The sequence below is a fragment of the Mesorhizobium sp. AR07 genome, from assembly GCF_024746815.1.
Classification (GTDB): domain Bacteria; phylum Pseudomonadota; class Alphaproteobacteria; order Rhizobiales; family Rhizobiaceae; genus Mesorhizobium.
This window is the reverse complement of record NZ_CP080525.1, coordinates 4,048,484-4,068,442: the sequence shown is the minus strand read 5'-3', so window position 1 is coordinate 4,068,442 and position 19,959 is coordinate 4,048,484. Positions and strand designations below refer to the sequence as shown.

Genomic DNA, 19,959 nt, shown 5'->3' with positions numbered 1-19,959 from the left:
CGCCGGAAAGCCTCACATCGCGGTAAAGCCGTTGTCGACGAACAGATGCGTGCCGTTGACGAAGCTGGCCTCGTCGCTGGCCAGGTAGAGTGCCGCCTTGGCCACCTCTTCCGGCTCGCCGATCCGGCCCTGCTGCGCCGCCAATGCCGCGTCGGAGACATCGACGCCGAGCCGGCCGAGGTCGGCAACCTCGCGCAGGCCGTGCGGCGTGCGGATGAACCCGGGGCAGACCGCGTTGCAACGGATGTTGCGGTCGCGGAACTCGACGGCGATGGCGCGCGCGAACATGTGGCAGGCGCCCTTCGTGGTGTCGTAGAGCACCTCCATCGGCGTCGCCGCCACCGCCGAGATCGACGAGGTGCAGACGATCGAGCCGCCGCCGGCTGATATCATGCTGGGCAGCACGGCGCGCGTCATCAGGAACATCGAGCGCACATTGACGGCATGCAGCCAGTCCCATTCCTGCACCGTCGTCTCCAGGAACGGCTTTATCACGATGGTGCCGGCATGGTTGAACAGGACGGTGACGGGACCGAATTTTTCAGTCGCGCCCTTCACGGCGGCCTCGACCTGCGCTTCGTCGGAAACGTCGGCCACCCAATGTTCGGCTATATGCCCCCGCGCGCGGATCGTCGCCGCGGTGGCGGCGGCCGCCTCGCCATTGCGGTCGATGATCGCCACCTTGGCGCCTTCCGCGGCGAACAGCTCCGAGGCCGCACCGCCCATTCCCGTCGCGCCACCCGAAATGATGGCGACCTTGCCGGCCAGTCTCGTGCCCATTTTTCCGCTCCCTGTTGGACGATTTCGCTTGTGCTGGTCGGGCGATGCTATCCTGCGCGCTTCAGGCGGCCAATGCATGAAGTGGGTGCAGCAAGGACAAGGCCATAGGTCCATTCAAGGTCTGGAGCGGTGCAAGCAGGCCATGTCACTCGGCGGCCAAAACACGCCGTCTCAGCAAGTTGTTGCCAATTTTCGGTCAGTCATGAGAAAATTGTTCTGCCTATCGCCCAAAAATAGCAATCGACAAAGTCTACAAGTTTTATAGATTAACCGGCGAGACGGAGGTCGATATGTCCTATATCCAGAACGCTCAGACGGATCGCGATGGCCAGAGGCTGGCCAATGCCCAAGCCTTTCGCCCGGCCTATGCCGGTGCCTTCGCCTATCTCGTCTTTGCCCTTGCGTTTGTGTTCACCGGGGCAGTTGTCCTGGGTCTTATTCCCTGAGTCGCCGGATCGACCGGGGTTAGCTGCCCTTTCAGGCAATCGGAGTTGAATGAACCGGATCCCCGGTGCGCTTGCGCGCGGCTGGTGGTTCGCCGCATCAATGATTCCAGTGATGGAGGAGATGGCAATGCCGATCGAGTTCACGCATGTTCCCGGAAAGACCCATCCCGCCGGTGCCGCTGTTCCCTTCTTCTACGATTTTGCCGAGACCGCGACCAAGCTTGGACTGATCGAGGACGGCGGCTTCCGGAAGATCGTCGTCGACGATACGGCCGGGCTGCTGACCAACATGGATCTCGCCGCCCAGGTGCTGGACCGCACCTCGTCGCTGGAAGTGGTGCTCACCCACTGGGCGGGCGTGGTCGAGCCGACGGTGGCGGCCCGCCAGCTGGCGTCGATCGACAGGAAAAGCGGTGGACGGCTGGCGCTCAGGATGATCAGCGAACCGCTGAACGATGACGATGCCGAAACGCGGCCAGTCGGGCACACGGTCATCTGGCAGCGCATCGACGAGTATCTGGTGCTGCTGAAGCGGCTGTGGTCGAACGACCGGCCGTTTGATCATGAAGGCGCGTTCTACAGCATCAAGGGCGGCTATGTGCCGCGCAAGGGTCCGCACGGCGCCGACCTAGCCATCCGCATGGGCGGGCAGTCCGGAACGGCTGCTCAAGGTGGCCGGCCGGCATGCCGATGTCTTCGAATTGGCGCCGGGTTCGATCGACGAGGTCCGGCAGCTGATGGAACGGGTGCGCGGCGCCGCCGCCGAACACGGCCGCGCCGGCAAGCTGCGCTTTGCTCTTCCGGTCAGGATTCACCACGGTGTTACCGCTACCGGTCACAAGGCGGTTGACGTTGCCGGGCCGCCGGCCCAGGCCGCTTTGTCGCTGCTTGCCTATGCTGCTCTCGGGATCGATGAATTCATGATTGTCGGCGTCGACACGCCGCGCGAGATCGCGACCGTCGGCCGTGAAACGATCGCCCTGCTGCGCAACTCCCTGGCGCGTCGGGAAACCGACGCATTTCAGCCTGGGGCGTATGCGTCTCGCCCGGAGACGCGCGCCGCGGGCTGAAAAGGTGTCCTGGAATCAACCTTTCGCGCCACTCAGCCGTGACAGCGCCGCGATAACGGCGCTCGACTCCGCCAACGCGCCGAAAACGCCGTCCTCGACCGTCACCATGTGAAGCGCCGCCTCGTGGGCCTTTTGGTCGCCGCTGGCACAGGCATCGGAGATCGTCAGGCACTGAAAGTTGCGGTCGCAGGCCTCGCGCAGCGTGGTGTGGACGCAGACATCCGTCGTGCATCCGGAAAACAGCAGATGCGTGATGCCTTGAGCGCGCAGGACAAGCTCGAAATCCGTATAGGTGAAGGCGCTGTTGCAGGTCTTGTCGACGATGATGTCCTGCGGCGCGACATCGATCTCCGGAACGATCTGGAAACCCGGGCCTGAGCGAAGCAGGATTTCGGTGCCTTCGAGACCGGCGCGCTTGCGGCGCCATTTCTCGTAAGGCGTCATGTCGGCCATGTCAGCCCGATAGCCCTGCCTCGTATGGACGATCCTGATGCCCGCCTTGCGGGCGGCCGTGATCAGCCGGCTTACGGTCGGCAGGATCGCCCTTAGCGGGGAAGGGTCATATCCCTGTCTTGCAAAATAGCCTGTCGTCGACAGGAAATCCTGCTGCAGGTCGATGACGACGAGCGCGGTGTTTTCAGCGATCAGCCTGCCGTCATAGGGGAAGTCGAAAGGTGTTGCCGTGATCATCCCTGGCTCCCTGCCTTGCACAGACAACAGACATTAGAGTCTGTTCCGTCCCGGTGGAACCGGGTGGCTCAGTGTTTGAACATGATCTCCAGCGGCCCATCCTGCCGCAATGGTCCATGTCCAGCGATCATCCGGTGCACCATCTGTTTCGAATTTCGCGCCTGTTGACGGCCGCGACGATTTGTTGAGCGTTGCAGTCGTCTTCAATGTTGACTAGTAATGTCATGTTTCATAGTCAACCGGGCATCGGCTTGCCCAAAGCCGGAATCTGGAAATGCGGGCGGCCGCACTGGAGAAGAGCCATGACCGTGGCTGGAGTTGATGCCCAGACGGCCTTCCGCTGTAGGAAGGGGCTGTTGTCGAGAAATGGTTTGTTGGCGGCGTTGGTCGCATCCGTGATCCTGTCGGCCGGCAGTGCGACGGCCCAGGAGCAACCGGCCGGTACCGCGCCCGCGATCGAGGCGCCCGCTGCTCCCACCGCGCCAACGCCGGCCGCACCGGTACGCGCCCAGCCGAACACACAGGCCGGACCTTCAACGGCGATGGAGCTGACCTTGCCGCATGATCTGTCGCCATGGGGCATGTTCATGGCGGCCGATGTCATCGTCAAGGCGGTGATGATCGGACTGGCCTTTGCCTCCCTCGTCACCTGGACGATATGGCTGGCCAAATCGCTGGAGATTTTTGGCGGCAAGCTGCGCATCCGCCGCGCCGTGCGGGCGATCGGCGATGCCGCCACATTGAAGCAGGCTAGCCGCGCGCTCGACCGCGGCGGCGGCCCCGGCGCGCTTCTGGTGCGGGCGGCCGAGGAGGAGACGACACTTTCGGCCGGTGCGCTCGATCATGTCTGCGGGGACGGGCTGAAGGAACGGGTCACCTCGCGGCTGTCGCGCATCGAGGCGGCGGCGTCGCGGCGCATCTCGCGCGGCACCGGCGTGCTGGCGACGATCGGCTCGACCGCGCCCTTCGTCGGCCTGTTCGGCACCGTTTGGGGTATCATGAACGCCTTCATCGGCATCTCGCAGGCGCAGACCACCAATCTCGCCGTCGTCGCACCGGGCATCGCCGAAGCCCTGCTGGCCACGGCGATGGGCCTCGTCGCCGCGATACCGGCCGTCGTCATCTACAACGTCTTCGCGCGCTCGATAGCCGGCTACCGGCAGATCCTTGCCGATGCCTCGGCGGGCGTCGAACGGCTGGTCAGCCGCGACCTCGACTTTCGCACCGTCGCGCCGGCAAAGGCGCTGGCGGCGGAATGATGGCGGACTAGCGGAGCAAGGCCATGGCAAGCAGAATCCGGCAGACCATGGACGACGATCTCGAGGAAAGCCACGAGATCAACGTCACCCCGTTCATCGATGTCATCCTGGTGCTGCTGATCATCTTCATGGTCGCGGCGCCGCTGGCGACGGTGGATGTCAATGTCGATCTGCCCGGCTCGACCGCAACGCCCGCGCCGCGGCCGGAAACGCCGCTGTTCCTGACACTGAAGGACGATCTGACGCTGACGATCGGCAATGACGGCGTGCCACGCCCGGCTTTCGCCGCCATGCTGGACAGCAGGACAAAGGGCGACAAGCAGACGCGCATCTTCCTGCGCGCCGACAGGGCGGTCGCCTATGGCGACCTGATGGAGGCGATGAACCTGCTGCGCGGTGCCGGCTATCTGAAGATCGCGCTGGTCGGGCTGGAGACGGCTCCGGCGGCAGAGGCACCAGCGCCAGCCGCCAGCGGAGAGTCGGCGCCATGATGCAAGCGGCGGCCTTGCCCTCGGTCGAGTTGGCGCGCTTGCGCTGGCGCGACCTCGGCTTGTGGGCGGGTGCGGCCGCGCTGGTCCTTGGAGCCCATGTCGCGGTCGCCTATGCCGTGCAGAACTTCAGCATGATCGACGAAGCAGACGGCGGCCCGCCACCGGCCCAGATGATCGAGATGGCGCCGATGGTGGCTATGCCGGCCGTCGAGGAACAAATTGCCGCGCTGGACGCGGTGACATCAGATCAGGCCGAGCCGACGCCGACGACCGGGCCAACGCCCGAAGAACCGGTCGAGAAGGCGGAGCTGGTCGTCGAGCAGCCGGAAGCGGTCCCGCCCGACGAGATCGAACCCACCCGGACCGAGGCGGCTGAACAGGTCAACCAGCCGCCGCCGGATGAGGTCGTCCCGGATATTGCAGAGGCTGTGGCACCCGACGCGGTCATTCCATTGCCGCAACCCAAACCGCTGGAGACGCCTAGGGACAAGAAACCGGTCGAGGTCAAGGCCAGGAAGCCTGTCGACAAGCCCAGGCCGCGACTGATGAAGGAGAAGGCGGCGCCACCCAAGACGGCAAGCGTCGCCAGTGCCGATGCGAAGCCAGCGACCAGGACAGCCGCGCCGAAGTCTTCGGAAGCGTCGCGATCCGGCGATTCCAGCAAATGGGACTCCCGTCTCGGCGCCTGGATCAAGCGGCACACGCGCTATCCCAGTTCGGCCAGGGCCCGACGCGTGGAAGGCAGGCCCTATGTCGCCTTCACGGTCGACTCGTCCGGCCGGGTCCTGTCTGCCAGGCTCACGCGCTCCTCAGGCGATGCCGATCTCGATCGAGCGGCACTCGCCGTGCTGCAAGGCGCCACGGTGCCGGCACCGCCGCCGGAACTCGGCGCGCGCCAAAGCCGCACGGCGCCGTTCGTGTTCAGCCTGCGCAACTAAGCTCTGCCGATATTCAGGTGAGGCCGGCCTGCAAATGGCGGTTTCCTGCGCTTCCGGTACTCACGTACCCAAAAGTACGCTCCGTTCCGGTTCTCGGAAATCACCATTTTCGGCTCAGCCTGACCTGAATCTCAACTGACCTTGGAGCAGACCCGGTTCCTCAGTAGCTCAGCGACATGCAGAGGGCCTCGACCTGTTCGAGATAGAAGCGGCATTTCGAGCGCAGGATGCCGAGGTTGGGGTCGTCGGCGCCGTTGATCTCGATGGTCTGCATCATGAAGTCAAAGTGGGCGTGAAAGGCGTCCACCGCCCCCCAGAGGCTGTCGGCCTGGCAGCTCGTCGCAATTGCCATTGCGACGAGCTGTCGCGCTTCGACCCGCGCGGCATCTGGCGATGGCGGGCGCCTGCCGATCAAGGTGTCAAGCCGGCTGAAAATGCTGTCCCTGGTGTCGACGCTCTTGATATTGGCAATCATGTTCATGGTGCGAGGTCCCCCAGGAGCAATTCTTGGAATGGCGGCAGTGGCTTTCCGCTAGCATTTTGCGCAAAAAACAAATGGTTAGAGCGAGTTCAGGGGTTCTGATCCGCCTAGGTCCACGCCGCCGGATGCCGGTTCCGCGGGCTGGATGCGAGCAAGGCCGGGATCACGGCGGCATCGGGTGGCCGGCCCCTGATGACGTTGGCGACCTCGGCATCGGTCTGCTCGAACCAGTAGACCATGTCGTCACGGCCAAGATCCGTGGCGGCTTTCTTCAGCAGCGGCAGCAGGCTTTGCAGCGCGCACAGCGTTTCCCACCGGTTCGGCAGGGAAGTCGAGCCTGCCGTCGCGCATGCGGCTGACGATTGCATGTCGCTACGCTCTCCTTGGCTGGGCACGACTGTCTCTTGCCTGCGCCTTGGGGTGCAGCGGATTGCGGCTGATCTGCGCATGCCTGGCCGGCCGTGCGCCGCGAAGAACGTCGAAGGCTTCGGCATAGGCCATGCCCAGCAGATAGGAGATCATGGGAAAACGGCTTGCTTCGGCCATCTGCACCAGCTCGTTGGTCATCGACGAGATGTATTGAAGGCTATCGATCTCAGACTGGCGTAAGGACTGATTTGACACGTGCTGCTCCTGTCATCTGGTAGAACTCAAAGAACGCGTTACTGGCCATTGAGAACATGCTTGGTCGGCTAATTGATCGTTTGGCCCGTTGCAGGCGGGCATGTCTGCGGGTAGAGAGGGTCAAGGCATAGATGGGTGCGTCGGTGAGGCGATCGAGACCGAACAGGCACTTGATCGCCGAATGGCTGAGCGCGGCGGTGGGGCATGCCGACAGGCCATGATTGGTCGCCGCCAGCATGATGTTCTGGCCGATATGGCCGGCTTCGATCAGCACCACACGATAGGCGTTGGCGTCCTCATACTTCCACATCGTGCGATCAAGCTTCGCACAAAGCAGGACCAGGCACGGCATGGCGTCCGCCCACTCCTGCCCGCCGACCAGTTCGGAGATCTTCGGCAGGTGGTTTGCGGAAATCCGGCCAAGGTCGTGATCGGCGGCGGAATAGTGATAGACGCCGGGCTCGAGGCCATCGACGCCAAGCGCGACCACATAGGCCTCGTAGGGATTTCTCGCACCGCCGGAAGGGGTCATGCCAAGCGGCAGGGCACCGACGCAGTTGCTGGTCTCGCCGGTAATGCCCATGCCCGCGAACAGGCAGTCGAAAAGCTGCTTGGCCGTGATGGTGGGCGTGGCCGTCGTGCGGTTGGTGCGGCGCCGTGCCATCAGGGCGAGAAGTTGATTGCCGTCCAGTGGGTTCGGCAACCGGATGGCGCCGGGAGAGTTCTTGAGCATGAGGTCAGGCTGCGGCGTGTGGCCGGCGCGTTCGATCTGCCGCTCTTCCGCTTGCTCGATGGTCATGAACTCGCTGTCCTGGACACAGAAATGCATCAGCGCGGTCGGAAGGCCCCAGCTCCATTGCCCGGAGAACCGTTCCTCCTGTTCGGCCAGCAGCGATCCGGCGGTAACCAGGGCGGAAAAATCGAGCAACCGGGGCACGACGGCCATCAGCTCGGATTTCGACCATCCGTGAGCGCGGGCGATATCCGCCGTCGATGCCCACTGGTCCCATGATGAAAGAAGACCGATCATCTCGGGGCTGCATTCAAACACGCTTCTGGTCAGGAAATTGCATGCCGTGACCTTGTTCGGTCCGGGATAGAAAACCAGCGTTTTCGAAGAGCGCATTTTCATGATGCTGAATGCCACCTGCCGAGCTGAAGCGCCGGCAAGCAGAATCGCTCGCCGGCGCCGAACGATTTCAGCGCTTGTTGTAGTGCATGCCCTGCGAAAAGAAGACGGTCTGCGTGCCAGCGGCAATCGTCAGCTTCGGAGCGGTATTCACTTTCTTGGCCATTTTCATCCCTCTCTTGACCCCCACTGGGATCTGTTGAAAGACCCCAAAAACCGGGATCCACAGCAAGAAAGGTAAGGTCGAAAGGGTTAATGGTTTGTTAAAATCGCAGTAAAACGCCGCTACAAAGCTCGCCGGCCGAATTATCTTTTCTTGTCGACAAAGTGTAAAATATCGATTTTATTCAAATGCAGAGTAGACAATCGGCGGCATACGCTTTTTCGGTGTATTCTTATTCTCATTTAGCGTAAGTCGCGGCGAGCGAGCGGGTTAGCCCACCCCGTCCCGGGTCAGGCTGACGACCAGTTGGTCGACGCTCGGATCGTCGAGCCTGATGACATGTGCCATGCTGATGGCATCCCTCGGGCGGATATTGGCGATGTCGCGCCGCATGATGACGGACACGAATGCCGGCCCGACCTCCGTCAGAAGCATGGCCTTGCCCGTCAGCACCGGTTCGGAGATGGGAGCCCACTGCACGGAGATCAGTGACGGTTCGCCGGTCTGGCGGCGATTGATGCCGCTGAAATAGATCCAGTTCAGACGCGAGATCGCCACCCCGTAGTGGTTGCCGCGCGCCCGCGCCCATGTCGATCCCCGGCGTTCCGACCATCCGGTAACCCTTCTGAAGGTGACCAGCTCGGCTTCGCGTCGTACGAAGGTCACCGACCGCATCAACAGGTCGGGGCGGGCCGGGATCGAAAAATAGGTAAAATAGGTGCCGCCCGCGATCGATGGGCTGGGAGGGCGGATCATCTGGTTGAACAGGCTCTCGGAAACCGGCGGCAAGCCGGGGACCCTGGGTTCGGGCACACCGGGATCCCGGTACAGCTCGGCTTCATCGATCCGGAAGTAGTCGCATATCAGCTTGGCGGTGGCCTTGTTGGGAACGGTCTGTCCTTGCAGGTAGCGTTCGAACTGCGTGCGGTTGATGCCCAGCTCACGGCACACCGCGCTTACGGAGGCATGGTCCTTGCAGAGTCGTCTAAGATTTGCAGCGATATTCTCGCGAATTGACACGTCTTTGCTTCCGCGGGGGGATTCTTCATTTCGACTCGAAATCCATATAGCGCCTTCGGTCGCCCCCGCCGAAACGCCTTGCCACAACGCACAGAAAAACTGATTTGGTAAGGCCAATCTAACGGGGCGGCTTCCAAAAAAAACGATAACAATTAACGGACGGCTTCGGCCATAAGTCCAATTGACAACAGTTTTATCGGATATCGCGAGGCGACGGCGCAGTATTGCGCCGCGGCCTTCGAAGGCGCGCTGGCACAACAATTATCGCCGGCCGGCGAACCAAGGCCGGCCTGGTGCATTGCTCTTCTCGGGGAGAGCAAAAAAATCGATTATTCCGCTGGTGGAGCTGAGGAGGATCGAACTCCTGACCTCGTCATTGCGAACGACGCGCTCTCCCAGCTGAGCTACAGCCCCGTCCAGCGGATGGCGCATTTATCGGGCGCCGCGCTTTCCTGTCAAGGCGGCGTCTTGCCGAAATCCGCAGCCGCCGGGCGTCGATCCGGCGCATCGCGGAAGGCGGCCCTTGCCGGTTTCGCGTGCAATGGCTACATGTCGGCAACAATTGGAGACCGGCATGATCGCCCTCATTCAAACAATCGTCATGGCGCTTGACCTCTATTGGTGGGTCATCATCGCCTCGGCGATCTTTTCCTGGCTCTACGCCTTCAACGTCGTCAACTCGCGCAATCAGTTCGTCGGCAGCATCGGCAACATGCTGTATCGGCTGACCGAGCCGGCGTTGCGGCCGATCCGCCGCTTCATGCCGGACCTTGGCGGCATCGACATCTCGCCGATCATCCTGCTTTTGATCCTGTTCTTCCTGCGGCAGTTCCTGCTTACCACCGTGCTGTCGCTGGTCGTCTGAGCCGGTAATCTCCGTGAGCACGCCGTTTCGCCTGCGCGAAAACGGCATTGATTTGTTCGTGCGGCTGACGCCAAAGGCTGCGTTGGACAGGCTCGAAGGCGTCGAATCCTCGGCAGACGGGCGAAGCCACCTGAAGGCCCGCGTCCGGGCCGTGCCGGAAAACGGCGCCGCCAATCAGGCGCTCGAACGTTTGCTGGCCAAGGCGCTGGGCGTGCCAGCGTCCGCCGTTTCGATCGTCGCCGGCGGCACCGCCCGGCTGAAGACTGTGCGCATTTCAGGCGATCCGGCGATTTTGGTCAAAAGCATTGAGGCGCTCTACGGCTAAGTCGAGAATCTGGCGCGCTGCGGTCGTATAGAATCTCGAGATGTTGGCGGGACAGCGCCCCCCTCTGTGCTGCCGGACATCTCCCCCACGAGGGCAGGGCTATCGCATATGGGTTCTTGCGAAGAAGGACCCCCACCCTAACCCTCCCCACAAGGGGCAGGGCTATCGCATATGAGTAAAGAGCTGGAAGAAGAAGTCTTTGTTCCATCTGGCTCTGCGCATTTTGCTTGCGATGGGTTTGTCGAGAGGATGGGCTTGCAAGATGTTTTGCGCGAGGCGTCTGATGACGGCGAGGTTTTGCGGGGCGTTGTCCTTGCGGGAGCGAGCGTCGTCCTCATGGAAGACGACGTCGAGGCTCCAATGCAACTGGTTCTCGATTGTCCAATGTGCTCTGAGCGTCTCGGCCAGTCTTTTAGGGGTAAGCACTTTGGAGAGCGCGACATAGCGCACGGAGGTACTGGATTTGCCGCCTGCCACGCTGCGAGAGGCCTCAATGCGTCCGATCGCCTTGAGGCCGGGAAAGCCCGGCAGGTCGAGCAGCCGCTTGAGCGGCAGGACCGAAGCCCTTCGCGTCTCGGTGCGGCCATGCGCGCTGTCGCTGGTCTCAAAGAACGCGATCTCGCCGGCTTGGGCGAAGCTTCGTTCGGCCGCGGCAAACAGCTTGGGACGATTGGGCTTCAGCCCCAGCGCATAATGCGCCTTCTTGCCGATCAGCGCCTTGGCGGTGTCGGGGCGGCAGTGCAGCGCATCGGCCGTCACTGTACAGCCCTTCAAATCCAAGCTCTTCAGAAGATCCAGCGTGGCTTTGACCTCGTCGCCCTCAGGCGCGCGGGCAGCGGCAATCGACAGCCTCGTCTCGGCGTCCCACACGCTCACCACCAAAGGTGGCATGAAAGCCCGCCCCTTCGCATAGCCGCGCCGCAACGCCTTGCCGTCGACTGCCACCACGCCGCGTGGCGGCGAAAGTCCGAGCGTTTGGCGCAGCGCCGCCATGAAGCCGGCAAAGCTGCGCGCAAGCTCATCGGCATCGAGAAGTCGAAACACCCGGCTGAACGTGTCGTGGCTCGGACAGCCATGCTCCAGCACCACGATCTCTTTCAGCTCTTCTTCCTGACCCTCGACGAAATCGGCAATATCCACGCAGCTTTTGGCGCCGCACAACGTCGCAGCCAAGGCCAAAAACAGAAGCTCCGCCAGATCATGACGCGCGTTGACGTCACGCGGGTCTTGTACTTCCCGCAAAATCGAAAGCAGCAATGGCATTGGGCCTCTCCTTCAAAGACAAAGCCCCTAAAGAATCAACCTTTCCACAGTCCGCAAGACCTACTTTTACTCAAATGCGATTCCCCTGCCACAAGGGGGAGGGAATGCTGCCGCGCGCCTTTGTCCATCATACTCAGCGTCGAACTTGGGTAGTTTGCCGAGATCAGCGCCTACGGAAGTCTCCCTCCCCCTTGTGGGGAGGGTTAGGGGTGGGGGTAATCGTAGAACGAAAGCCTTGGCTTCCCATATGCGATTGCTCTGCCCCTCGTGGGGGAGATGCCCGGTAGGGCAGAGGGGGGCGCGAAGGATCGCCACCCCAGCCGCGGACGGCACCATTGGAGCGGCGCAAGCCAACTCGGGCTTTCAATCCCCCAGCGGCAAACGCGGATCGTCGACTTTCAACGTGTTGACGCTCTGCTTGATGCGGCGCAGGTTTTCCAGAACCCTTGGTCCGCGCGTCTCGGCGACCGATGTGACGATCATGTCGACGATCGACAGCAGCGCATAGCGCGACGAGGTCGGCTTGTAGATGTTGCCGTCTTCCAGCGACTGGAAATGGATGACCGTGTCGGCGACCTTGGCGAGCGCCGAGTCCGGCGGGGTGATGGCGATGGTGGTGGCGCCATATTGCTGGGCGACTTGCACCGCATCGATGACCGATCGCGCATAGCCGGACACTGAAAAGGCGATCAGCGTGGTGTCTGTGGTGGCGACGGCGGCGTACATGCGCTGCAGCTGTCCGTCGATCTGTGCCAGCACCGACACGCCCAGCCTGAACAGCCGGTTCTGCATTTCGGTCGCCATCATCGACGAAATGCCGCCCGAGCCGATGCACAGCACGTTGCCGGAAACGGCGATCCTTGCGGCGACGGCGACCAGCGTCGTCATGTCGAGGTTTTCGCTGGCGCGCTGGATGGCTGATATCGCCGCTTCGGTGATGGCGGACGCGATGCGCTGCTCGCGGGCGTCGCGACTCAACGGCTCGGGCGATAGATATTGGCCACCGATGGCGATGGCCTGCGCCAGATAGAATTTGAAGTCGCGCAGGCCCTCGCAACCGAGGTTGCGGCAGAACCGCGTCACCGTCGGCTCGCTGACGCCGACGCGCGCGGCAATTTCCGAGATCGCCGCCTTGGAGACGAAATCGAGGTCGGCAAGCACGAAGCCGGCCAGCTTGCGATCCGACTTGGTGCCGTCCTGCGACATCAGTTGCAGGCGCGTGATGATGTCGGCCGGGGTCTTCATGTCCGTGTCTTCATACGGGCAGGCCCGTCGCCTTGTCGAACAGGTGGATGTTGCCGGGATCGACGCTCACCGGCAGCACGTCGCCCGGCCTGACCGGCACCCTGTCGCGGAACACGGCGCGCACAATATCGGTGCCGATGGCGCCATAGACATGGGTTTCGGAGCCGGTCGGCTCGACGACATCCACCTTGATCGCCATTGCGTCGGCTGCTTCGCCGATGACAAAATGTTCGGGCCGGATGCCGGCTTCCACCGCACTGCCAGCCGGCGCCGTCCTGCCGGCAAGCGCAAGCCGCCCGCCGCCGGCAGACTCGAACCAGGTTTTCTCAGGCGATGTCTTGAGGGAACCGGAAACAAAACTCATCGACGGGGAGCCGAGGAAGCTGGCGACGAACTTGTTGGCCGGCCGGTCATAGAGCTCCAGCGGCGCGCCGACCTGCTGGATCTTGCCCAGGTTCATCACCACGATGCGGTCGGCCATGGTCATGGCCTCGATCTGGTCGTGGGTGACATAGACGATCGTCGATTTCAGCCGCTGGTGCAGCGCCTTGATCTCGACGCGCATCTGCACGCGCAATTGCGCGTCGAGGTTGGACAAGGGCTCGTCGAACAGGAACACCGACGGCTCGCGCACGATGGCGCGGCCCATGGCGACGCGCTGGCGCTGGCCGCCCGACAACTGGCGGGGGTAGCGGTCGAGATAGGAGAAGAGGTTGAGGACGCCTGACGCTTTCTTGACCTTCGCGTCGACCGTGGCGCGCGCCTCGCCGCGGATCTTCGGGCCAAAGCCGATATTGTCCGACGCCTTCAGATGGGGGAACAGCGCATAGGACTGGAACACCATGGCGATGTTGCGCTGCTGCGGCGGCAATTCATTGGCGCGCACGCCGCCGATCAACAGGTCGCCTGCGGTGATCGTCTCCAGCCCGGCCAGCATGCGCAGCAAGGTCGACTTGCCGCAGCCGGACGGCCCGACCAGCACGACGAACTCGCCGCTCTTGATGTCGAGGCTGATGTTCTCGAGGATCTTGTGCTGCCCGAACGATTTCGACAGGTCGCGAAACTCGACGTCGGTCATGGTCAGGCTCCCAATATGTCGTCGATGAATGGCAGGCAGCCGGCCGTCAGCCCCGCGTCCACCGGCATCACCACGCCTGTTATGCCCGATGCGCGATCGGAGGCAAGGAAGGCCACCGCTTCCGCGACCTCCGAGGCGTTGACGATGCGGCCGAGCGGATAGAGCCGCTGCAGCTTGCCGAGGATTTCGGGATCCTTGGCAAGGCGATGGTCCCAGGCGGCGGTCCGGATCGATCCGGGGCAGACGACATTGGCGCGCAAGCCGCTGCGGCCGAGTTCGACGGCGATCGCCTTGGCATAGGCGTTGATGCCGGCCTTGGCAGCCGCATAGGCTGGGTTGCCGAAATGGGCGATGGCATTGACCGAGGAGATGAAAACCATGCTGCCGGAGCCGCGGTCGGCCATCGCCTTGACCAGCGGATCGGCGAACATCATCACGCCGGTCAGGTTGAGGTCGAGTTCCTGCTCTATCCTGTCGGGGTTGAGCGCGGAAAGCGTCTCGGCGCGCGTCCAGCCGGCATTGTTGATGAGAATGTCGGGCACGCCGTCCCTGTCGAGGATCGCGGCGATCGCCGCTTCGATCGCAGCGCGGTCGACAAGATCGAAGACATGGCGGGAGGCAAGGTGCGGGCTGTTCAGCGCCTCGCTGGACTGGTCGCAGCCCACGACCCTGGCGCCCCTTTGCGCCATCAGCGCCACGATGGCTGTGCCGAGGCCGCCGCCAGCACCCGTCACCACGACAGTCTTGCCTTCGAACTCGGGCCTGCCTTCGAACTTGGCCCTGCCTTCGAACTTGGCTTGCGAAACCACCGTGCGTCATCCTCCGGAAGCTTGGACGGGTCGTGTCAGGCCTAGTCCACGAAATGTAATTAAGCAACAGAATAATCTGCTTGCAAGCCTTCAAATGATCGATAATGTAGGAAAGTCACATAAATCTTCTGCTCCAGCAGCGAAGAGGCGCGCTGGCGCAAAATCAAAATGGGAGACAATCAAATGAGCCTTGGAAAATGGACAGTCGGCCTGATGGCCGGAATGAGCATGCTGGCATTTGCGGCACAGGCGAATGCGGGCGAGGTGCGCGTCACCGTTGCCGAGTACAGCGCCAAGACTGCCCCCTATTTCGCCGACGTCAAGAAGGAATTCGAGGCGGCCAATCCCGGCATCACCGTCAAGTTCGAGGTAGTGCCATGGGATGTGCTGTTGCAGAAGCTGACCACCGACATCACCGCCGGCACCAATGCCGACCTGTCGATCATCGGCACGCGCTGGTTGATCGACTTCGTCCAGCAGGATGTCGCCCAGCCGCTCGACAGCTACATCACGCCTGACTTCAAGGGCCGCTTCATCGACACCTTCCTGTCGCCGTCGATCATGAACGGCAAGACCTACGGCCTGCCGATCGCCGCCTCGGCGCGCGCCATGTATTACAACAAGGAGCTGTTCGAGAAAGCCGGTATCGCCAAGCCTCCGGCAACCTGGACCGAGCTGCAGGAAGACGCGCGCAAGATCAAGGCACTCGGTTCCGGCACTTTCGGTTTCGGCTTGCAGGGCAAGGAGATCGAGACCGACGTTTATTACTATTATGCGATGTGGTCCCAAGGCACCGAGATCCTCAACAAGGACGGCACCTCCGGCCTTGGCACGCCGGGCGCACTTGAAGCGGCCAAGCTCTACAAGTCGATGATCGACGAAGGCCTGACCGAGCCGGGCGTCACTTCCAACAACCGCGAGGACGTGCAGAACCTGTTCAAGCAGGGCAAGGTCGGCATGATGATCACCGCACCCTTCCTGTCCAACCAGATCAAGGACGAGGCGCCGAAGCTGAAATATGGCGTGGCGGCCATTCCGGCCGGACCGACCGGCGCGCGCGGCACCTATGGCGTGACCGATTCCATGATCATGTTCAAGAATTCCAAGAACAAGGACGAGGCCTGGAAGCTGCTCGATTTCCTGTTCACCAAGGAGCAGCGCGCCAAGTTCACGCAGGGCGAAGGTTTCCTGCCGGTGAACAAGGAAGAAGCCAAGATGGACTACTACGTCAACAATGCCGACCTGGCAGCGTTCACCGCGCTGCTGCCCGACGCCCGCTTCGCGCCGGTCATTCCGGGTTGGGAGGAGGTCGCCCAGATCACCTCCGACGCGATGCAGAAGATCTACCTCGGCGGCGACCCCGAGGCAGGGTTGAAGGATGCGGCGGCCAAGGCCAATGCAGTGCTGAAGAAATAGGGCGTATCTCCCTGCGCCCGTGGCGCGCCCCACTCAGGCGGGGCGCGCCACACTTTTCCCGGTCTTCGTAAGTTCCAGAAAGTGCGTAGTGGTTTTCCGTCCGAAGTTGCGGAAGAACCACAGGACATCACCTCAGACAAAGGACAGATCGTCGATGTCAGCGCCGCCCCTCATTGCCCTGCCGGGCATTTCTCCCCGTATAGCGACGGGGAGAAAGGGGCTGGCCGCAACCTCGCACATTTCTTGCCACTTTGGAGACTTGCGAAAGCGTCAATGAGAGCGAGCCCTCTCCCCGTCACTATACGGGGAGAGGATGCCGGCAGGCAGGTGAGGGGCAACGCAAACGCCGCAGGAAGTTCAAATCCTGAAGCTATGTCCTGGGAAAGAACGAGGCGAGAGCTAAGCTGGCAAGCCAGCACCACTGATGTCCACCGCAAACACGGTACAGCCTAGCCGATGCAAAATCGCTTCTTGCCCTATCTCCTGACCTTGCCCAGCCTGTTCCTGGCGGCTGTCGTCATCTTCTGGCCGGTCTGGGACCTGATCCAGATTTCGACGCATGAGGTGAACCGCTTCGGCCAGCTTCGCGAATTCAACGACTTCGCCAATTTCGCGGCACTTCTTGCTGATCCCGATTTCACGGCCGCACTCTGGCGCACCGGCCAGTGGACGGTGCTGGTCGTCGGCGGCGCGCTGCTGCTGTCAATCCCGGTGGCGATGATCCTCAACACCGATTTCTACGGCCGCGGCATCGCCCGTGTCATCATCATGCTGCCCTGGGCGGTGTCGCTGACCATGACCGCGGTGGTCTGGCGCTGGGCATTGAGCGGCGAAAGCGGCATGCTGAACTCGGCGCTGATCGGCCTCGGCCTCATCGACCACAACATCCAGTGGCTGGCGAGCGCCGAGACCGCCTTTCCGATGCAGGTGCTGATCGGCATCCTGGTGACAGTGCCGTTCACGACGACGATCTTCCTTGGCGGCCTGTCGTCGATCCCGGACGACCTCTACGAGGCGGCGGCGCTCGAAGGAGCGACACCGCTGCAGCAGTTCCGCGAGATCACCTTTCCGCTGCTGAAGCCGTTCATCAACATCGCCATCGTGCTCAACACCATCTACGTCTTCAATTCCTTCCCGATCATCTGGGTGATGACGCAGGGCGGGCCGGCCAACTCGACCGACATCCTGGTCACCCATCTCTACAAGCTGGCCTTCCGCATCGGCAAACTGGGCGAGGCATCGGCGGTGTCGCTGGTGATGTTCGCCATATTGCTGGTCTTCACCATGATCTATGTGCGGCTGGCGATGCGGGAGCAGCGCGCATGACAAATAGGCTCATGACGGGCAAGCTGAAGCGTTCGATCATTGCCTGGCTGCTGCTGGCGCCGCTGATCGTGGTGACGATCTTTCCCTTCGCCGTGATGTTCCTGACCGCCGTCAAGCCACGGCAGGAGGTGCTGTCGCCAACTTGGTGGCCGAGCGAGTTCCGCTGGTCGAATTTTTCCGATATGTGGGTGGCGACCGGCTTCGGCCAGGCGCTGCTCAATTCGCTCTACGTGTCTGTTATCGCCACCGTCGGCGCCATCCTGATCTCGGTTCCGGCGGCCTATGCGATGTCGCGCTTCCGCTTTGCCGGCTACGGCGCCTTGCGGCAGTTCCTGCTGATCTCGCAGATGATCTCGCCAATCGTGCTGGTGCTCGGCCTGTTCCGGCTGATGGCGGCCTGGGGCCTGGTCGAGAGCACGACAGCGCTCGGCTTCATCTACATGGCCTTCAATGTCGCCTTCACCGTGTGGATGCTGCAAAGCTATTTCGACACCATTCCGCGCGACCTCGAGGAGGCGGCCTGGATGGAAGGTGCCGGCCGCTGGCTGACCTTGCGCAAGGTGTTCCTGCCGCTCTGCCTGCCGGCGATCGCAGTGACGGCGATCTTCACCTTCATCAATGCCTGGAACGAATTCGTCGTGGCGCTGACCATGCTGCGCAGCCAGGAGAGCTACACCTTGCCGATCCAGGTGTTTTCGCTGGTCGCCGGCCGCTACACTATCGAATGGCACCACGTCATGGCCGCCACGCTGCTGGCGACCTTGCCGGTGGCCATCCTGTTCATCTGGCTGCAGCGCTACCTCGTCAGAGGGCTGGCGCTCGGGGCGGTCAAATAGCTGGCCGAGCTGAGGCCAGACGGAGTTTTTGATGTCGCACAAACATGTGTCCGGCCTGTCGCTTGTGCCGCAGTCGTCAGGCCCGGCGAATTCGTCTAAACGCCCGACCCAAATGGTCTGGATCTGATCAGAGCGAAGCGGAACTCCTCAAATGCGTATCTTCACCGCCTCGCTGGCGACGGAAACCAACACCTTCTCGCCGGTGCCGACCGACCGGGCCTCATTCGAGATGGCCTTCTATGCCGGGCCGGGTAAGCATCCGGAGACGCCGACGCTGTGCTCATCGCCGATGGTCGCCCTGCGCCGGCGCGCGGCCGCCGAAGGGCTGACCGTCATCGAGGGCACGGCCACCTGGGCCGAGCCGGGCGGCCTGGTGCAGCGGCAGACCTACGAGGCGCTGCGCGACGAGATTCTGGGCCAGCTCAAAGAGGCGCTGCCGGTCGATGCCGTCATTCTCGGCCTGCATGGCGCCATGGTGGCGCAAGGCTATGACGATTGCGAAGGCGATCTGCTCGAACGCGTCCGCAACATGGTGGGACCGGAAGTGGTGATCGCGGTGGAGCTCGACCCGCACAGCCATTTGACACCGAAGCGCGTCGCGGCGTCCGACATTCTCGCTTTCTTCCTCGAATTCCCGCACACCGATTTCTACGAGCGCGGCGAACATGTCGTCGAGCTTGGCCTTGCCGCCGCGCGCGGCGAGATCAAGCCGGTCATCTCGACTTTCGACTGCCGCATGATCCAGGTGCTGCCGACCAGCCGCGAGCCGATGCGCTCCTTCGTCGACCGCATCAAGGCGCTGCACGGCAAGGACGGCGTGCTGTCGGTCTCCGTCATCCACGGCTTCATGGCCGCCGACGTGGCCGAAATGGGCACGCGCATCCTGGTCGTCACCGACAATGACAAGGCCAGGGGCGACGCACTGGCGGAGCGGCTGGGACGCGAACTCTACGCGCTGCGCGAAAAGACGGCGATGACGATGCTGAGCGCCGCCGACGGCATCGATCGGGCGCTTGCGGTGCGCGCTGAAAATCCGGGCAAGCCGGTGGTCATTGCCGATATCTGGGACAATCCGGGCGGTGGTGTGCCCGGCGACGGCACCATCGTGCTGCGCCAGATGCTGGCGCGCGGCTTGAACTCTATCGGCGTGGCGACGATCTGGGATCCGATCGCGGTGACCTTCTGCCTGGCGGCAGGGGAAGGCGCCGTCATCGACCTGCGCTTCGGCGGCAAGGCCGGGCCGCAGGCCGGCGAGCCGATCGACGCGCGGGTGCGGGTGCTGAAAGCGGTTCCAGAGGGCTGGCAAAGTTTCGGGCCAAGCCGGGTGACGCTCGGGCCGACAGCGCTGGTCCGTATCGAAGGCACCGAGGTCGACATCATCCTCAACACCAATCGCACCCAGACCTTCGAACCGGATATCTTCGTCAATCTCGGCGTCGATCCGCTGGCCAAGGACATCCTGCTGATCAAGTCGACCAATCATTTCTATGCCGGCTTCGAGCCGATCGCTGCCGAGATCATCTATGTCTCGGCGCCGAGTTCGTATCCCAGCAATCCGGCGGTGACCAATTACATCAAGCTGACGCGGCCAATCTGGCCGCGGGTGGCTGATCCGTGGAAGACTGCGGACGGCGACGCTGCCAATCTCCCCCACGAGGGCAGGGGAATCGCATTTGAGTAAAAGTAGGTCTTGCGGACTGTGGAA

At 62.6% G+C, this 19,959-nt stretch carries 21 protein-coding genes, 1 tRNA gene and 1 pseudogene; 11 read left to right on the top strand and 12 right to left on the bottom strand.

Going from position 1 to position 19,959, the window contains the following annotated elements; translation table 11 throughout:
• Positions 1-12: 12 nt before the first annotated feature.
• Complete coding sequence (locus BPNPMPFG_RS20725; protein ID WP_258590539.1) at positions 13-780, bottom strand: SDR family NAD(P)-dependent oxidoreductase; 768 nt, start codon at positions 778-780, stop codon at positions 13-15.
• A gap of 290 nt (positions 781-1,070) precedes the next feature.
• On the opposite strand from BPNPMPFG_RS20725, the gene BPNPMPFG_RS20720 reads away from it, so the two are divergent.
• Entirely contained in the window at positions 1,071-1,226 is a 156-nt protein-coding gene (locus tag BPNPMPFG_RS20720) for a hypothetical protein (RefSeq protein WP_258590538.1), read from the top strand.
• 127 nt (positions 1,227-1,353) lie between these two features.
• A pseudogene (locus BPNPMPFG_RS20715) lies at positions 1,354-2,296 on the top strand (LLM class flavin-dependent oxidoreductase).
• A 15-nt stretch (positions 2,297-2,311) separates the two neighbouring features.
• Here BPNPMPFG_RS20715 and BPNPMPFG_RS20710 read toward each other — a convergent pair.
• Positions 2,312-2,986, bottom strand: a complete 675-nt coding sequence (locus BPNPMPFG_RS20710; RefSeq protein ID WP_258590537.1) for a cysteine hydrolase family protein — start codon at positions 2,984-2,986, stop codon at positions 2,312-2,314.
• A gap of 356 nt (positions 2,987-3,342) precedes the next feature.
• Between BPNPMPFG_RS20710 and exbB the strand changes: the two genes are divergently transcribed.
• The 3 genes from exbB to BPNPMPFG_RS20695 are packed head-to-tail and all read left to right on the top strand — an operon-like array spanning position 3,343 to position 5,674.
• Entirely contained in the window at positions 3,343-4,245 is a 903-nt protein-coding gene (gene exbB, locus BPNPMPFG_RS20705; protein ID WP_258596831.1) for a tonB-system energizer ExbB, read from the top strand.
• 23 nt (positions 4,246-4,268) lie between these two features.
• Positions 4,269-4,736 carry a TonB system transport protein ExbD gene (gene exbD / locus BPNPMPFG_RS20700; RefSeq protein ID WP_258590536.1) on the top strand — a complete coding sequence of 156 codons (468 nt, stop codon included), beginning with the start codon at positions 4,269-4,271 and terminating at the stop codon, positions 4,734-4,736.
• A complete protein-coding gene (locus BPNPMPFG_RS20695; RefSeq protein WP_258590535.1) occupies positions 4,733-5,674 on the top strand; it encodes a TonB family protein in 942 nt (313 codons plus the stop codon). Before exbD ends, BPNPMPFG_RS20695 begins: the two co-directional genes overlap by 4 nt.
• Before the next feature lie 160 nt (positions 5,675-5,834).
• Here the strand turns inward: BPNPMPFG_RS20695 and BPNPMPFG_RS20690 are convergent, their stop codons facing one another.
• From BPNPMPFG_RS20690 to BPNPMPFG_RS20665, 6 genes are all read right to left on the bottom strand, one after another.
• The gene (locus BPNPMPFG_RS20690; protein WP_258590534.1) at positions 5,835-6,155 is read right to left on the bottom strand and encodes a hypothetical protein; all 321 of its coding nucleotides are present in this window, start codon (positions 6,153-6,155) and stop codon (positions 5,835-5,837) included.
• Positions 6,156-6,262: 107 nt separating this feature from the next.
• Complete coding sequence (locus tag BPNPMPFG_RS20685; RefSeq protein ID WP_258590533.1) at positions 6,263-6,523, bottom strand: hypothetical protein; 261 nt, start codon at positions 6,521-6,523, stop codon at positions 6,263-6,265.
• 4 nt (positions 6,524-6,527) lie between these two features.
• On the bottom strand, positions 6,528-6,779 hold the full coding sequence (locus tag BPNPMPFG_RS20680; RefSeq protein ID WP_258590532.1) for a hypothetical protein: 252 nt from the start codon (positions 6,777-6,779) through the stop codon (positions 6,528-6,530).
• The gene (locus tag BPNPMPFG_RS20675; protein ID WP_258590531.1) at positions 6,751-7,905 is read right to left on the bottom strand and encodes a SagB/ThcOx family dehydrogenase; all 1,155 of its coding nucleotides are present in this window, start codon (positions 7,903-7,905) and stop codon (positions 6,751-6,753) included. Before BPNPMPFG_RS20675 ends, BPNPMPFG_RS20680 begins: the two co-directional genes overlap by 29 nt.
• A gap of 436 nt (positions 7,906-8,341) precedes the next feature.
• A complete protein-coding gene (locus BPNPMPFG_RS20670; protein WP_258590530.1) occupies positions 8,342-9,091 on the bottom strand; it encodes a helix-turn-helix domain-containing protein in 750 nt (249 codons plus the stop codon).
• A 338-nt stretch (positions 9,092-9,429) separates the two neighbouring features.
• Positions 9,430-9,505, bottom strand: a tRNA-Ala gene (locus BPNPMPFG_RS20665).
• 160 nt (positions 9,506-9,665) lie between these two features.
• On the opposite strand from BPNPMPFG_RS20665, the gene BPNPMPFG_RS20660 reads away from it, so the two are divergent.
• Positions 9,666-9,956, top strand: a complete 291-nt coding sequence (locus BPNPMPFG_RS20660) for a YggT family protein (RefSeq protein ID WP_091576245.1) — start codon at positions 9,666-9,668, stop codon at positions 9,954-9,956.
• A gap of 13 nt (positions 9,957-9,969) precedes the next feature.
• On the top strand, positions 9,970-10,281 hold the full coding sequence (locus tag BPNPMPFG_RS20655; protein WP_258590529.1) for a DUF167 domain-containing protein: 312 nt from the start codon (positions 9,970-9,972) through the stop codon (positions 10,279-10,281).
• Positions 10,282-10,443: 162 nt separating this feature from the next.
• Here BPNPMPFG_RS20655 and BPNPMPFG_RS20650 read toward each other — a convergent pair whose 3' ends face one another.
• The 4 genes from BPNPMPFG_RS20650 to BPNPMPFG_RS20635 all read right to left on the bottom strand — a co-directional run bounded on the left by BPNPMPFG_RS20650 (position 10,444) and on the right by BPNPMPFG_RS20635 (position 14,676).
• Positions 10,444-11,544, bottom strand: coding sequence for an ISAs1 family transposase (locus BPNPMPFG_RS20650; protein ID WP_258590528.1), 1,101 nt, complete (start codon positions 11,542-11,544; stop codon positions 10,444-10,446).
• Between the two features lie 363 nt (positions 11,545-11,907).
• Positions 11,908-12,789, bottom strand: a complete 882-nt coding sequence (locus BPNPMPFG_RS20645) for a MurR/RpiR family transcriptional regulator (protein WP_258590527.1) — start codon at positions 12,787-12,789, stop codon at positions 11,908-11,910.
• Positions 12,790-12,799: 10 nt separating this feature from the next.
• Positions 12,800-13,867: an ABC transporter ATP-binding protein gene (locus tag BPNPMPFG_RS20640; protein WP_258590526.1), complete on the bottom strand. Its 1,068-nt coding sequence runs from the start codon at positions 13,865-13,867 to the stop codon at positions 12,800-12,802.
• 2 nt (positions 13,868-13,869) lie between these two features.
• Positions 13,870-14,676, bottom strand: a complete 807-nt coding sequence (locus BPNPMPFG_RS20635) for an SDR family oxidoreductase (RefSeq protein WP_258590525.1) — start codon at positions 14,674-14,676, stop codon at positions 13,870-13,872.
• Between the two features lie 183 nt (positions 14,677-14,859).
• Here BPNPMPFG_RS20635 and BPNPMPFG_RS20630 point away from each other — a divergent pair, with 183 nt between their 5' ends.
• The 4 genes from BPNPMPFG_RS20630 to BPNPMPFG_RS20615 all read left to right on the top strand — a co-directional run bounded on the left by BPNPMPFG_RS20630 (position 14,860) and on the right by BPNPMPFG_RS20615 (position 19,935).
• A complete protein-coding gene (locus tag BPNPMPFG_RS20630) occupies positions 14,860-16,092 on the top strand; it encodes an ABC transporter substrate-binding protein (protein WP_258590524.1) in 1,233 nt (410 codons plus the stop codon).
• 456 nt (positions 16,093-16,548) lie between these two features.
• Positions 16,549-17,418, top strand: a complete 870-nt coding sequence (locus tag BPNPMPFG_RS20625) for a carbohydrate ABC transporter permease (protein ID WP_258590523.1) — start codon at positions 16,549-16,551, stop codon at positions 17,416-17,418.
• Between the two features lie 11 nt (positions 17,419-17,429).
• Complete coding sequence (locus BPNPMPFG_RS20620) at positions 17,430-18,254, top strand: carbohydrate ABC transporter permease (protein WP_056586028.1); 825 nt, start codon at positions 17,430-17,432, stop codon at positions 18,252-18,254.
• 151 nt (positions 18,255-18,405) lie between these two features.
• On the top strand, positions 18,406-19,935 hold the full coding sequence (locus BPNPMPFG_RS20615) for a M81 family metallopeptidase (protein ID WP_258590522.1): 1,530 nt from the start codon (positions 18,406-18,408) through the stop codon (positions 19,933-19,935).
• Positions 19,936-19,959 lie beyond the last annotated feature (24 nt).

What these genes read in the sequence shown, in the direction of transcription:
- BPNPMPFG_RS20720 (WP_258590538.1), top strand. Translation starts at nt 1,071, where the DNA reads ATGTCCTATATCCAGAACGCTCAGACGGATCGCGATGGCCAGAGGCTG.
- BPNPMPFG_RS20695 (WP_258590535.1), top strand. Translation starts at nt 4,733, where the DNA reads ATGATGCAAGCGGCGGCCTTGCCCTCGGTCGAGTTGGCGCGCTTGCGC.
- BPNPMPFG_RS20625 (WP_258590523.1), top strand. Translation starts at nt 16,549, where the DNA reads ATGCAAAATCGCTTCTTGCCCTATCTCCTGACCTTGCCCAGCCTGTTC.
- BPNPMPFG_RS20615 (WP_258590522.1), top strand. Translation starts at nt 18,406, where the DNA reads ATGCGTATCTTCACCGCCTCGCTGGCGACGGAAACCAACACCTTCTCG.
- BPNPMPFG_RS20620 (WP_056586028.1), top strand. Translation starts at nt 17,430, where the DNA reads ATGACGGGCAAGCTGAAGCGTTCGATCATTGCCTGGCTGCTGCTGGCG.
- exbD (WP_258590536.1), top strand. Translation starts at nt 4,269, where the DNA reads ATGGCAAGCAGAATCCGGCAGACCATGGACGACGATCTCGAGGAAAGC.
- BPNPMPFG_RS20710 (WP_258590537.1), bottom strand. Translation starts at nt 2,986, where the DNA reads ATGATCACGGCAACACCTTTCGACTTCCCCTATGACGGCAGGCTGATC.
- BPNPMPFG_RS20640 (WP_258590526.1), bottom strand. Translation starts at nt 13,867, where the DNA reads ATGACCGACGTCGAGTTTCGCGACCTGTCGAAATCGTTCGGGCAGCAC.
- BPNPMPFG_RS20630 (WP_258590524.1), top strand. Translation starts at nt 14,860, where the DNA reads ATGAGCCTTGGAAAATGGACAGTCGGCCTGATGGCCGGAATGAGCATG.
- BPNPMPFG_RS20660 (WP_091576245.1), top strand. Translation starts at nt 9,666, where the DNA reads ATGATCGCCCTCATTCAAACAATCGTCATGGCGCTTGACCTCTATTGG.
- BPNPMPFG_RS20685 (WP_258590533.1), bottom strand. Translation starts at nt 6,523, where the DNA reads ATGCAATCGTCAGCCGCATGCGCGACGGCAGGCTCGACTTCCCTGCCG.
- BPNPMPFG_RS20725 (WP_258590539.1), bottom strand. Translation starts at nt 780, where the DNA reads ATGGGCACGAGACTGGCCGGCAAGGTCGCCATCATTTCGGGTGGCGCG.
- BPNPMPFG_RS20690 (WP_258590534.1), bottom strand. Translation starts at nt 6,155, where the DNA reads ATGAACATGATTGCCAATATCAAGAGCGTCGACACCAGGGACAGCATT.
- BPNPMPFG_RS20645 (WP_258590527.1), bottom strand. Translation starts at nt 12,789, where the DNA reads ATGAAGACCCCGGCCGACATCATCACGCGCCTGCAACTGATGTCGCAG.
- BPNPMPFG_RS20675 (WP_258590531.1), bottom strand. Translation starts at nt 7,905, where the DNA reads ATGCGCTCTTCGAAAACGCTGGTTTTCTATCCCGGACCGAACAAGGTC.
- BPNPMPFG_RS20650 (WP_258590528.1), bottom strand. Translation starts at nt 11,544, where the DNA reads ATGCCATTGCTGCTTTCGATTTTGCGGGAAGTACAAGACCCGCGTGAC.